Consider the following 12,566-nt stretch of genomic DNA (forward strand, 5'->3'; position numbering starts at 1 on the left):
GTACAAGTAAGCGAGGCGCCTCCCATCGCGATCAGCACAACTAGTGCTATGTGGCAGAATTTAGTGATATCTGGGGATGAGGAGCAGGCGAGGTGCTCTTCCCTGCGCTCAACGGCCCGACCTCTTCGCCGAACGACTTTCTACCGCTCGGTATGGTCGGTGCCTGTGAACGACCCGCTGGCTGTCATAGCCGAACTCCCCGGAGTGCCCGAAGCCGTGCAGCAGGCCCGTGCGGCCGCCGACCGTCTCTACCGGCATCGGGTGCTGCGGCGGCGAAGCCCCGAGGTGTCTGCGGAATCGGCGCTGCGCGGGGCCAGAGCCTCGGCGGCGCTCGAGGGTGTCGACGTGCCGCTGCAGGCGCTGCGGCTCGGCGAGGCGGCCGACGCGGTGCCGCAGGGCGCCCTGCGGGTCTCGGCCGAGCTGGGCCGGCTCGGCGCGACATGGCGCTCGGCGCCCCGCCAGGTTCTGGCCCGGCTGCACACTCTCGCCGCCGCCGGCCTGATGGCCGATCCCGGCCGGCCGAGGACGGCGCCGACGACGGCCGACCCGCTCGGGATCGGCCCCGCCCCCGGTCCCGAGGACACCGCGGCACGGATGTCCGCGCTGGCCGGGCTGCTGTCGGCCACGACGAAGGCCCCCGCCCTCGTCCTGGCCGCGATCGTCCACGCCGAGCTCGCCGTGCTGCGGCCGTTCGGCGTGGCGGACGGACTCGTCGCGCGGGCGGCCGGTCGCCTGACGCTGGTGGAGCACGGACTCGATCCCAAGTCGCTGATAGCGGTCGAGGTGGGCCATCTCGAGCTCGGCGACGCGTACGCGGCGGGGCTGCGGGCCTATCTCACGGGAACGGCCGATGGCGTGGGGGAGTGGGTCAGGCACTGCGCCGAGGCCGTCGTCGTCGGCGCCCGGGAGACGACCGCCATCTGCGAGGCCCTGTCCAGATAAGAGGTTCTGGCCGGGGAGGGAGTTCTGGGGCGCCGCCGGGCGGTCCTGGAAAAGCCGACGGCGCTCCTGGTATGGAACGCCGTCGAGAGTACGTCCCTCCCGGGTTACCAAGCGTGCACCTCTCTTTTGCCGGATCGGGTCAAGCCCGTCTCGGCACGCCTCCCGCGGCTGGTCGCGCGTGGGTACCCGGTGGTCGTACGCCGGACTCGTGAGTCCGTAACCCCTTTCTACGTCCGATTCCCCGTCTTGGAAACCCCTGGGACCAAGACCATTACGGAGGTCGCCAACCTTCCCGAATTGTCGGTTTTATCCCTTCCAAGGCCTGGTTGTAGAGGGGTCATATAGGCAGATGGCGACTGGTCGATATGGGGGATCTCCGTCACCTGTCGTTCCAGCTCTCCCTTTACTCCCTGCAGCCCACCGCCGACAGAGAGCCTTACTCGAGGCAAAAATCTTGCTCAGATTTTGCGGGGCTCTCGACTAACTCCACGCTTGTCAGGCAACATACGGTGTGTCCCTGCTTCCGGAAGATTGTGCATAGGTCGGGGATGAACGGACCGTTGTGACGCCTTGACCTGCTCTTTGAGGCTTCTTCCGGTAAGGGCCGGCTCTACCCCCCCAGAGCCGGGCCAGTCGGCGACCCCCGCTCTCCCCCCCGGCGGGGGTCGCCCCCTTTTACCGGCTCACCTATCTTCGGCCCGGGCCCGCCCCCTTCGCTCGGCTCACCCGCCCTCACCTCCTCCATTCCTCCCTGGCAGGCCCCCCCACCCCCCTTGGCGTGATCTTGCGAATTCTCGCAATGGGCTCCCCCGACCAGCCGAAATGCCTTCGCTGATCTTGCAGAAACTCGCAGACCTTACGGCTGAACTGCGCGAACGGCTTCGGTGACCTTGTAGTACGGGCACGGCGGCCGGCTTATCCACAGAACGTGATTCGGCCCCTCGGGCCGCGGCTCCGGTCCCGGAAAGTGGTCTCCCACGACAGACAGGGAGGCACGATGCAGCCGCGGCCCTTGGCCATCACCGGTGATCGGGAACTACTCGACGACCTGCTGCGCATCGGGGCGGCGGCGGGCGTGGAGTTCGATGTGGTCCACACGCCGACCCGGGCCAGGCCGTACTGGAACCGAGCCCCGCTCGTGGTGGTGGGCGGCGATGCCGCCGAGGGCCTCGCGGCCACCGGACCTCCTCCCCGGCAGAACATCGTCCTCGTCACGCGAAGCGCTGCGGATCCCGACATGTGGCGCCGCTGTGTCGCGGTGGGCGCGCAGACCGTGCTGGAGCTGCCCCAGGCGGAACGGCTGCTGGTCGAGGAGTTGGGCGAGGTGGCCGAGCCGGCGATGAAGGCGGGCCTGGTCGTCTGCGTCGTCGGCGGCAAGGGCGGCGCGGGCGCCACGGTGCTGGCGGCCTCCCTCGCGCTGACCGCCTCGCGTGGCGGGTTGCGCACGCTGCTGGTCGACGCCGATCCGCTGGGCGGCGGCATCGACGTCGTCCTCGGTCAGGAGGAGGCCATGGGCGCCAGATGGCCGGACATCGCCGGCAGGGAGGGAAGGGTGAGCTTCGCGGCCCTCCAGGACGCGCTGCCCACGTTCGGCGAGCTCACCGTGCTGTCCTGGCATCGCGGGGAGCCGGAGCGGGTGCCGCGTGAGGCGATGCGGGCCGTGCTCGGCGCGGCGCGGCGCGGCTGCGACCTGGTGATCGTCGATCTGCCCCGCCATGTGGTGGAGGACGACGGTGTCGCGGAGGCGCTGGCCCGAGCCGCCGTGACGCTGGTCGTCGTGCAGGCGGACCTGAGGGGAGCGCTCGCGGCCGCGCAGACCCTCGCCCTGCTGCGCCGCCACACCGGGGAGTTGCGCGTGGTCGTACGCCCGGGTGGCATCGACCCCGAGGTGATCCGCGCTTCCCTCGACGTCCCCTGCGTGGGGGTGCTTCCCGAGCTTCGCGGTCTGGTCGCGACCCTCGACCGCGGCGATCCGCCGCCGCTCGGCCGCGCTCCCCTCGGCCGGTTCTGCTCCGATCTGCTGACCGGGTTGGTGGAGGCCGCATGAACAGACCCGCCGCCGGTCCGGTGGACCCGCCGGCGCCGCCCGGCCGGCTTGCCCTCCCCGTCCCGCCCGTTCAGCCCGTTCAGCCCGTTCAGCCGGTTCCGGCGGAACTGGTCGAGGCCGTGCGGGTACGGCTCTCACTGGCCGGGGCCCCGCCCACGGCGGCACAGGTGGCCGCGGCCCTGCGGGCGGAACGGGCGGTCCTGGGCGACGCCGAGGTCCTGGCCATCGCGCGGACCCTGCGTGCCGACCTCATCGGCGCCGGCCCGCTCGAAGGGCTCCTGGCCCAACCGGGGGTGACCGACGTGCTGGTGAACGGGCCCGCCGAGGTGTGGATCGATGACGGTCACGGTCTGCGCAGGACCGCGGTGACCTTCTCCACCGACGACGAGGTGCGGCGGCTCGCCCAACGCCTGGCGGCCGCGGCCGGACGGCGTCTGGACGACGCGTGTCCCTACGTGGACGCACGGCTGGCGGGCGGGGTGCGGCTGCACGCCGTCCTGCCGCCGATCGCGCCGGGGGGCACCTGCCTGTCGCTGCGCCTGCCGCCGCGGCGCACTTTCGAGATCGAGGAGCTCGTGCCGGGTGTCGGCGCGGCCGTGCTCACCGCCATCATGACGGCACGGCTGGCCTTCCTCGTCACAGGTGGAACGGGCACGGGGAAGACGACGCTCCTTTCCGCGATGCTCTCGCGGGCCGGCCAGGGCGAGCGGCTGCTGCTCGTCGAGGACTCCGCCGAGCTCAACCCAAGGCATCCGCACGTCGTGCGCCTGGAAGCCCGGCCGCCCAACCTGGAGGGCGCGGGCGGCGTCGGCCTTCGTGATCTCGTACGGCAGGCCCTGCGGATGCGTCCCGACCGTCTCGTCGTGGGAGAGGTGCGCGGCCGTGAAGTGATCGATCTGATGAGTGCCCTGAACACGGGGCATGAGGGAGGCTGCGGGACGCTGCACGCCAACAACGCGGCCGACGTGCCCGCCCGGCTCGAGGCCCTCGCCTGTGCGGCCGGTCTGTCCCGGGAGGCGGTGCACAGTCAGATCGCGGCGGCTCTCGACGTCATCGTGCATCTCGTCCGGCTCCCGGGCGGGCCGCGCCGCGTGGCGGAGATCTGCCTCCTGGAGCGTGAACCGTCCGGTCTGGTGGCGGCGGTGCCCGCGCTCGCCTTCTCCCCAGACGGCGGTGTCGTACCGGGGCCCGCCCTGGCCGCGCTCACGTCCCGGTGCCCGCAACTGGAGGAGACATGGACGCGCTAGCAGTGCTGGCGGCGGGAGTCGCCGCCTGGGTGTGGGCCGGCCCGGACGGCGCCTATGCCAGGGCCGCCGATCTGCTGGTGCCGTGGGTCCACGGGTCGCTCCGCCGGAGACGGGCGGTGTGGCCGCGGTGGAGACGGCACCGGGCCGCAGCGGCGCGCGCGGCCGCGTGGCGGGCGGCATCCATCGAGCTGTGTCAGTGCGTCGTGGCCGAGCTCTCGGCCGGCCGCACCGCAGGGGACGCGCTCGCGCGGGCCATTGCCGCGGTCAGCCCACCGGACCCGGCGGCTCTCGCGCCGGTCGCGGTGGTCGCCCGCGACGGCGGCGATGTGGCCGCCGCCCTGCTGCGTGCCGCACCGGCCCGCGGCGGGGAGGGGTTGATGCGGCTGGCCGCCTGCTGGCGGGTGAGCGTGATGGTGGGCGGCGGGCTGGCCGGGCTCATCGAGCGGGTGACCGTGTCGCTCCGCGATGCCGAGGCGCACCGGCTTGACCTGGCCGCCCAACTCGCCGGGCCTCGCGCGACCGCCCGGATGCTGGCCGCGCTGCCGGTCCTCGGCCTGCTCATGGGCACCGCCCTCGGCATGGACCCGCTGTCCTTCCTGCTGGGCGGTCCGGCCGGATTCTCCTGCCTGCTCGTCGGGCTGGCGCTCGACGCGGCGGGCGTCTGGTGGACGCACCGTCTGGTCGCCCGGGCGGAGAGCACGGAATCCGCCCGGAACGCGCCGGGTCCCCGCGCGGGGAGCCGGGGGCCCGGCGGGGACCGGGCACCCGGAGTGAAGGTGGCGAGCGAAGGCATGATGCCGATCGATCGAAGACGGCGAGCGGACCGAGCATGGCCGTGACGACGGTGATGGCGGCCGTCCTCATCGGACTCGCCGCCTGGACCTGGGCGTCGGCGCGGTCACCCGCAGATCGGTTCCTCGCGGTGACCCGCGAAGCGGAGACCGTCGATGAGACGGCAGGCACGTCAGCGCGGACCCGCGGTGCGGGGCCGATGCTCGCCACGTCAGTGGGGATCGCCGGGTTTCTCGTCGTGGGCGGGTTCTCCGGGCTGGTCGTGGGCGGGCTGTTCGCCTGCTGTGTGCTCGTGGTCGCGGCGAGACGGGAGCCGGCCGAATTGCGCCGCCGCCGTGAGCGGATGGCGGAAGACCTTCCCTTCGCAGCCGACCTGATGGTCGCCTGCCTGCGGGCCGGCCGTCCGTTGACCGGCGCCGTCGAGACCGTGGCAGAGGCCGTCGGCGGCCCCCTCGGAGAACGCCTGGCGTGGGTGGGCGCGCAGATGCGGCTCGGGGCCGATCCGGAAACGGCCTGGGCCGCGCTCGCGACTGAGCCGCCGCTCGCCGCGCTCGCACGGACGATGAGCCGAGCGGCGCAGAGCGGAGCGCCGGTCGCCGACGTGCTGCTTCGGCTCGGGGACGACGCCCGGCGTGCGGCGCGTGCGGCCTCCTCAGCCGCGGCCAGGAGGGCGGGTGTCCAGGTCGTGGCGCCTCTCGGGCTGTGCTTCCTGCCGGCCTTCGTGTTCCTCGGAATCGTTCCCGTGGTCGCGGGTCTGGCCGCCCAGATCTTGCTACCGTGATCGCTGTTTCTCCGCGTCCTGTGGGTAAAGTTATCCACAATTGTGGAAATCTTGGCGTCGCCTGTGCGCAGAAGCGACTCGACTGCTGAAGTTATCCACAATTTGCTAGTTATCCACAGAGCGTGGTTCGCCTGCTCCACAGGGAGCCGCAGTGCCGCAACCTTGGCTCGGTGGGCGGAGGAGCCGCCCCCAAGCCTGGGGAGGATCGATGGTGAAGTGGACGGCCGAGCCGACCGCGGCTGTTTCCCGGATTGGCATCACGGCGTCCGGGGCCCGATCGGGAGCGCACCCGCCGGTAGACCGCGGCAGGACGTCCGGGGACGGTGGCAGGACGTCCGGAGACGGCGTCTCGGCGGCCACGGGCGGTGACATGACCCTCGCCGACCGGGAAGCGCCGGAGATGGGCGCGGCGCCGCGCTCGGGGTCGTGGCTCCGGCGGCGGAGCCGCTCGGTGCGCGGACGCGTCCGGGCGACGGCGCTACGGATGGCCTTGATCGCCCGGACGAGAGCCGAGGCGGGCATGTCGACGGCGGAGTACGCCGTGGGGACGATCGCCGCCTGCGGCTTCGCGGCCCTGCTTTGGAAGATCCTCACCAGCGGGGAGGTCAGATCCATGCTGTCCGCGCTCGTTCAGAAGGCGCTCAAGCTGGCCGGATGATGGCGCGGACGGTGCAGGGCCGGCGGCGGGCCGGGCCGCGGGAACGGGGGTCGGTCACGGCGGAGACGGCGGTGGTGCTTCCGGTCCTCGTGATGGTGCTCGCCGTCGCGCTCTGGGCGGTCACGGTGGTGGGCGCTCAGCTGAGATGTGTGGACGCGGCCCGGGCGGGTGCTCGGGCCGCGGCCCGCGGTGAGGCACTGGAGGCCGTACGCCTGGCGGTGCTTCAGGCGGCTCCGGCGGGATCCCGCGTCACGGTCGAGCCGGGATCGGAGGTCACCCGGGTGGATGTCTCGGTTTCCGTCCGGCCGCCGTGGAAATCGGGGTTCGCCTCCGTGGAGGTCACGGCTTCGGCCGCGTCGGCCACCGAGAGCGGGGTGTTCCGATGACGGAGATGACGGAGGTCGGGACGGCGCTTCGCGCGGAGCGCGGGTCGGCGACGGTCTGGGCCGTCGCCATGATGGCGCTCATCTGCGTGGCGGCCCTGGTCGTCGTCCAGATCGGGGCGGCCGGCGTGGTCCGGCATCGGGCGCAGAGCGCGGCCGACCTCAGTGCGCTCGCCGCCGCCTCCTGGATGTTCGCCGAGCCGGGCCGGGCCTGTGAGCGGGCGCGGACGGTCGCGATGGCCAACGGCGCCCGGCTGAGGTCGTGTTCGTTGTCCGACGGCGTCGCCGCCGTCTCGGTCATAGTGGCGATCACCCTCCCGCTCACCGGGAGCCGTACGGTGACGGGGACCGCCAGGGCGGGGCCGGTCAGCGCGGCGGCGCGGTCGATAGCGATGAGATCACGACCTCTTGGACAATACGTCCAAGAGCGGATCACTGGACTAGGCTCCGCCCGGGGCCGTACGCACTCCTTCGGGCGGAGGGCCGGCGGCTCCGCGGGAAGGAGTGCCGCCGTGACCACGGTTAGCAGGCTGGCCGCCGCGGCGGTGTACGTACCGCTCGTGGTGACGTCCGCTCTCGTCGTCGGCGCCGCACCCGCGAGCGCCGGGGACGGCGAGATCCTTTCCCCGGCCGATGGGGAGGTCATCAGCTCGACCGGGCCGGTGACCGTTTCGGCCAAGACCGACTGGTATCAGGTCAAAATGGCCCTGTACGTCGAGGGGCCGTCGGTGCCCCGCCAGAAGATCGGCTCAGCGGGCGGCAACCAGACGATCACCGGCTCGTTCGATCCGGGGAACGCTCCGAACGGGGCCTTCACGGTGACACTGGCCGGAGAGATCACGAAGAAGACCTACACAACCTCGACGTTCACGCTCAGCCGCCCGCCTGAGGCTCCGTCCGGAGTGGACGTCCGGCTCAAGGACGAATCCACGGTCGTCGTGAGGTGGGCCAGGGGGAACGAGCCCGACCTGACGTCATACGAAGTGACCTCGAAGGAGGCGGGCAGGACGGCCTCGGTCGATGTGGCGGCCGCGTGCGAGGGTTCGTTCTGCCAGGCGAGCCTGCCGCTGTCCGGCAGGACCGTCGGCCGGAACGTCGACGTGTCCGTACGAGCGTTCCGTTCCGACGGCAGAGGCGGCACCATCAGGTCGTCCCTCTCGGGGACGGCCTTCGTGGGCGTGCCGCCGGCCAAGCCCACTCCGCCTCCGTCTCCGTCACCGAAGCCCGATGAGAGGGCGCTCGGGCGGGAGCGGACGTCGGCGCCGCGGGAGGACACGACCGCGAGGCTTCCCTCGACCGCGAGCCCACCCACGACCGTGCCTCCTAACGCGGTGCCCAAGTCGTCCGACGGCCCCAAGAACGAGCGCAGGTCGCCGGACGCGCGCAGGAGCGGTGGCGACCAGAGCGAGCCGGAGGCGGTGCCGAGGGAGGAGCCCGCCCCGCAGGCGACGGACCTGGTCGCCGCGGGCGCCCGGTCTTCCGGCTCGCGATCCGGTGGGTTGAACTACGGGATCTACATCGTGGTGGCGGTCGCCCTGCTCCTCATCGGGGCGTATATGGGCGCGTGGTTCCACCGCAGGCGCGCTGTCGCCGTCTCCGGGGAGCCGGTGACCGCCGCAGGGCCGGGAACCGCGCATGCGCCGAGCGAGGCCGCGGCGAGGGGCATCCCTCCCGGCCCGGTCCCTCCCGGCCCGGTCGCCCACGATCCGGTCGCCCACGACAGCCCGACCGCCGACGATCCGGTCGGCCCCGGCCCCGGCCCCGGCCCCGGCTCCGGCCCGGTCGGTCCCGGCCCCGATTCGGCCGGACTCGGCCCCAGCCCGGTCGGTCCCGACTCGGCCAGACTCGATCCGGCCGGGCCGGGTCCGATCGCCCCGGGTCCGGCCGTGCTCGGCCGCAATGCCTTCGAGACGGCCGCCCTCCGGTCGGCCGGTGTCGATCAACGGCCCGGCTCGGTCACCGGCCCTCCCGGCGGGGTGGTGCTGTCCAACAGCGGCGGCGCTCCGCGCGATCCGCTGCTGCCCCGGCCCTACGTTCTACGCGGTGACGCGCTGGGGGAGAGGCCCAGGCAGCCGGAGCCCGATTACTGGGCGGCGGACGAGGAGGACGGCGGAGATCCCGCGTACCCGGCCCGCAGCAGCCGCGACCCCTGATGCCTCCTCAGACGCTCCCCAGCAGCACGTCGAGAAGGCGGAGGGCGCCGGCCTTGTCGAGCGGTTCGTTGCCGTTGCCGCACTTCGGGGATTGGATGCAGGACGGGCAGCCGTGGTCGCACTCGCAGGAGGCGATCGCGTCCCTGGTGGCGGTGAGCCACTCGGAAGCCCGGGTGTAACCACGCTCGGCGAAGCCGGCCCCGCCGTCGTGGCCGTCGTAGACGAACACCGTGAGCAGGCCCGTGTCGGGGTGGAGCTCGGTGGAGACCCCGCCGATGTCCCATCGGTCGCAGGTCGCGAACAGCGGCAGCAGACCGATGGCGGCGTGCTCGGCCGCGTGGGCGCAGCCGCCGAGGTCGACGGGTCCGCCGGCCGGAGCGCGCACCACCGAGGTCAGCGCCGAGTCGGGCAGCGTCCACCAGACGGCGCGGGTGCGCAGGGTGCGCGGCGGCAGGTCGAGGGGTTCCTCACCCAGGATCTCCCCGGTCTGGGTGCGCCGCTTCAGGTACGAGACCACCTGCCGGGTGACCTCGACCGAGCCGAAGTGCAGCTCGCCCGGACCGAAGGGCCGGGACCGCAGCGACTCGATGACCCTGATGTCGGTCACGTCACGCGCGAATGTGGAGTAGTCCGGCTCGGCCGCCGAGACCAGCGCGACTCCGGCGTCGAGATCGAGTAGATCGACCACGAAGGTCTCACTCTGGTGCAGGTAGACCGCGCCCGCGTGCACCATCGAGTGGGCCGAAGGCTCGTCCACGCTGCCCAGCAGCCGCCCGGTGGCGGCCTCCACGACCTGGACCGGGACGCCGCCCGAGCCTCTGATGTCGGCCAGGTCGGTGGCGCGCTCCCGGCTGGTCCAGAACCAGCCGGCGGCCCGCCTGCGCAGCAGCCCGCGGTCGACCAGCTCGTCGAGCACCTCCGCCGCTGCCGGTCCGAAGGTCTCCAGGTCGGCGGGGGTCAACGGGATCTCGGCGGCGGCGGCGCACAGGTGCGGCGCCAGCACGTACGGATTGTCCGGGTCGAGGACGATCGCCTCCACGGGCCGGCCGAACAACGCCTCGGGGTGGTGGACGAGATAGGTGTCCAACGGATCGTCGCGGGCGATCAGTACGGCCAGCGCGTCCTGCCCGGCCCGTCCGGCGCGGCCGGCCTGCTGCCAGAGCGAGGCCCGGGTGCCCGGCCATCCGGCGATGAGTACGGCGTCGAGCCCGGAGACGTCCACGCCGAGTTCCAGCGCGTTCGTGGTCGCCAGCCCGGTGAGCGCGCCGGATCGCAGCGCCTTTTCGAGCGAGCGGCGGTCATCGGCCAGATAGCCCGCCCGATAGGCCGCCACCCGGTCGGCGGCCGAACCGGGGTGCCAGGGCTCGGGGTCGGCCTCCTCCAGGTTCCTCCTGGCGGTGAGCGCTACGGTCTCGGCGGCGCGCCGCGACCGGACGAAGACGAGCGTGCGGACGTTCTCGATCACCAGGTCGGTCAGGAGGTCGGCCGCCTCGGCGGTGGCCGTGCGCCGTACGGGAGCGCCTCCCTCACCGCGCATATCGGTCAGGGGCGGCTCCCAGAGCGCGAACGTGGTCGAACCCCGGGGAGAGGCATCCGAGGTCACCTCGGCCATTTCCAGGCCCGTGAGGCGTGTCCCCGCCACCGCGGGGTCGCTCGCGGTCGCCGATGCGAGCAGAAACACGGGGTTCGCCCCGTACCTGGCGCAGACCCGGCGGAGCCGGCGCAGGATCTGGGCGACATGTGACCCGAAAACGCCCCGGTAGCCATGGCACTCGTCCACGACCACGAGCCGCAGCCGTCGCCAGAACGAGGACCAGGACTGGTGCCGGGGCAGCATCGATCGATGCAGCATATCCGGATTTGTCAGGACGTAGTTGGCGTTCTGGCGAACCCATCGGCGTTCCTCCATCGGGGTGTCCCCGTCGAAGGTCGCGGCCCTCACCTCGGTCAGACGCAGTCCCTGGACGGCCCTGACCTGGTCGGCGGCGAGCGCCTTGGTGGGGGTCAGATAGAGCACGGTGCCGCCGGAGAAGATCTCCGCGACCGCCGGGACCAGGTAGGCGAGGGTCTTCCCGGAGGCCGTACCCGTCGCGAGGATCACGTTTTGGCCACGGTGGACGTGCTCGGCGGCGGCGAGCTGGTGCTCCCACAGGCCCGAGACGCCCTGGTCCTCCAGCTGCGCGACCAGGGGTTTCGGCGCCCAGTCCGGCCATCGGACCTGACCTGCCTGACGTGCGGGGACATGCTCCACGTGGGTGACGCGCTGTCGGCGCGCGGAAACTGCGAGCAAGCGGGTGAGAAGAGTGCCTGTTCGCTGGGTATAGGAAGAAGTCGGAGTCACTGGTTTCCAGTTTGGCATCTCTGGGGAGAGTCGCCCAGGAGTCGTGATTTCGTATAGACACGGAGTCGGGGCGTGGTTGAATGCCGCGCGTCGGGGTCGTGGGTCCTGGAACCACCGGGACCGCTCGACCCCCATCGAGACGAACGCACGTAAGGCGCTGGAGGATCTGTGGATCTGAAGTTGGACCACCATTCCGAGGACAATCTCACCATCGTCGATGTCGAGGGTGAGATCGACGTCTACACCGCGCCCAGACTGCGTGAGCTGCTGATCGATCTGGTCAACAAGGGCAACTTCCACCTGCTCGTGAACATGGAGAAGGTGGACTTCCTCGACTCGACCGGCCTCGGGGTGCTGGTCGGTGGGCTCAAGCGGGTGCGGGCGCATGACGGTTCGCTGGAGCTCGTCTGCACCCAGGAGCGCATTCTGAAGATCTTCCGCATCACCGGTCTGACCAAGGTCTTCGGAATCTACTCCTCTGTAGACGAGGCCAAGGAAATGCACGGCCGGGACAAGTGACGGCGTAGGAGCCTGCGACATGGCCACCGTCGAGCTGACGTTCAGTGCTCTGCCCGCCCATGTGCGTACGGCACGGCTGGTCGCCACGGCGATCGCCAGGCGCACCGGGGTGGACGAGGCGATCTTGGACGAGGTGCGGCTCGCCGTCGGAGAGGCGTGCTCCCGGGCGGTGGAGGCGCATCGCCTTCACTGCCCGGACGAGCCCGTGCGCATCGAGTTGCGCGATGACGAGGGGCGCTTCGAGGTGACCGTCACCGACGTCGCCCCGAGCGATGACGTGGCGCCGCGTGTCCTCGCGGCGAACGGCAACCCCATGCCTGAGATGGCCGGTCTCGGGCTCGCGGTCATCGCGGGACTGGCGGACGACGTCGAGGTGCTCCCCGGGCCCAAGGGCATGTGCATTCGGATGAGTTGGCCGGCGTCCTCCGACGGGGTCACCGCCACCGCCTGACCGGGAATCCGGGCGCCGCCCTGCGGGGTGGCGCCCGGTTTTGGCGTGTCCGGGTACATTTGGGGCATCTGAAAATGTTATTCCGGCCAGCCGTACGGTCGGTGGGTCCGCGGCCTGACCAACCCGGTCAAGAGGCCGACAAAACCCGGCAAATGTTGTTCCATTACTGGGTGAGGTCTCGATTACCATGCAGGGGGGCCTTCATATCCGCGGCCTCGCTGCGTAGACTCCCGGCACCGGCCAAGGTATTGC

At 71.7% G+C, this 12,566-nt stretch carries 11 protein-coding genes; 10 read left to right on the top strand and 1 reads right to left on the bottom strand.

All coding sequences use genetic code 11. From position 1 onward, the window contains the following. The first annotated feature begins 165 nt into the window (after positions 1-165). The 8 genes from AP234_RS08275 to AP234_RS08310 all read left to right on the top strand — a co-directional run bounded on the left by AP234_RS08275 (position 166) and on the right by AP234_RS08310 (position 9,003). Complete coding sequence (locus tag AP234_RS08275) at positions 166-942, top strand: Fic family protein (RefSeq protein WP_055478998.1); 777 nt, start codon at positions 166-168, stop codon at positions 940-942. Positions 943-1,939: 997 nt separating this feature from the next. Next, positions 1,940-2,989: a septum site-determining protein Ssd gene (gene ssd, locus AP234_RS08280; protein WP_055478999.1), complete on the top strand. Its 1,050-nt coding sequence runs from the start codon at positions 1,940-1,942 to the stop codon at positions 2,987-2,989. Next, positions 2,986-4,236: a TadA family conjugal transfer-associated ATPase gene (locus tag AP234_RS08285; protein WP_083501908.1), complete on the top strand. Its 1,251-nt coding sequence runs from the start codon at positions 2,986-2,988 to the stop codon at positions 4,234-4,236. The genes ssd and AP234_RS08285 overlap by 4 nt, the downstream gene beginning before the upstream one ends. After that, positions 4,224-5,075, top strand: coding sequence for a type II secretion system F family protein (locus tag AP234_RS08290; protein WP_083501909.1), 852 nt, complete (start codon positions 4,224-4,226; stop codon positions 5,073-5,075). The genes AP234_RS08285 and AP234_RS08290 overlap by 13 nt, the downstream gene beginning before the upstream one ends. After that, on the top strand, positions 5,066-5,809 hold the full coding sequence (locus AP234_RS08295; protein WP_235558033.1) for a type II secretion system F family protein: 744 nt from the start codon (positions 5,066-5,068) through the stop codon (positions 5,807-5,809). Before AP234_RS08290 ends, AP234_RS08295 begins: the two co-directional genes overlap by 10 nt. Before the next feature lie 208 nt (positions 5,810-6,017). After that, complete coding sequence (locus AP234_RS39425; protein WP_055479000.1) at positions 6,018-6,467, top strand: DUF4244 domain-containing protein; 450 nt, start codon at positions 6,018-6,020, stop codon at positions 6,465-6,467. After that, positions 6,464-6,853 carry a TadE family type IV pilus minor pilin gene (locus AP234_RS08305; RefSeq protein ID WP_083501910.1) on the top strand — a complete coding sequence of 130 codons (390 nt, stop codon included), beginning with the start codon at positions 6,464-6,466 and terminating at the stop codon, positions 6,851-6,853. Before AP234_RS39425 ends, AP234_RS08305 begins: the two co-directional genes overlap by 4 nt. After that, complete coding sequence (locus tag AP234_RS08310; protein ID WP_055479002.1) at positions 6,850-9,003, top strand: Rv3654c family TadE-like protein; 2,154 nt, start codon at positions 6,850-6,852, stop codon at positions 9,001-9,003. Before AP234_RS08305 ends, AP234_RS08310 begins: the two co-directional genes overlap by 4 nt. A 7-nt stretch (positions 9,004-9,010) precedes the next feature. Here the strand turns inward: AP234_RS08310 and AP234_RS08315 are convergent, their stop codons facing one another. After that, positions 9,011-11,362, bottom strand: a complete 2,352-nt coding sequence (locus AP234_RS08315; RefSeq protein ID WP_083501911.1) for a DEAD/DEAH box helicase — start codon at positions 11,360-11,362, stop codon at positions 9,011-9,013. A 150-nt stretch (positions 11,363-11,512) separates the two neighbouring features. Here AP234_RS08315 and AP234_RS08320 point away from each other — a divergent pair, with 150 nt between their 5' ends. Further along, on the top strand, positions 11,513-11,863 hold the full coding sequence (locus tag AP234_RS08320; protein ID WP_055479003.1) for an STAS domain-containing protein: 351 nt from the start codon (positions 11,513-11,515) through the stop codon (positions 11,861-11,863). Positions 11,864-11,882: 19 nt separating this feature from the next. Then, on the top strand, positions 11,883-12,314 hold the full coding sequence (locus tag AP234_RS08325) for an ATP-binding protein (protein ID WP_055479004.1): 432 nt from the start codon (positions 11,883-11,885) through the stop codon (positions 12,312-12,314). Positions 12,315-12,566: the final 252 nt, after the last annotated feature.

Source organism: Sphaerimonospora mesophila, from assembly GCF_001417795.1.
GTDB classification, from domain to species: domain Bacteria; phylum Actinomycetota; class Actinomycetes; order Streptosporangiales; family Streptosporangiaceae; genus Sphaerimonospora; species Sphaerimonospora mesophila.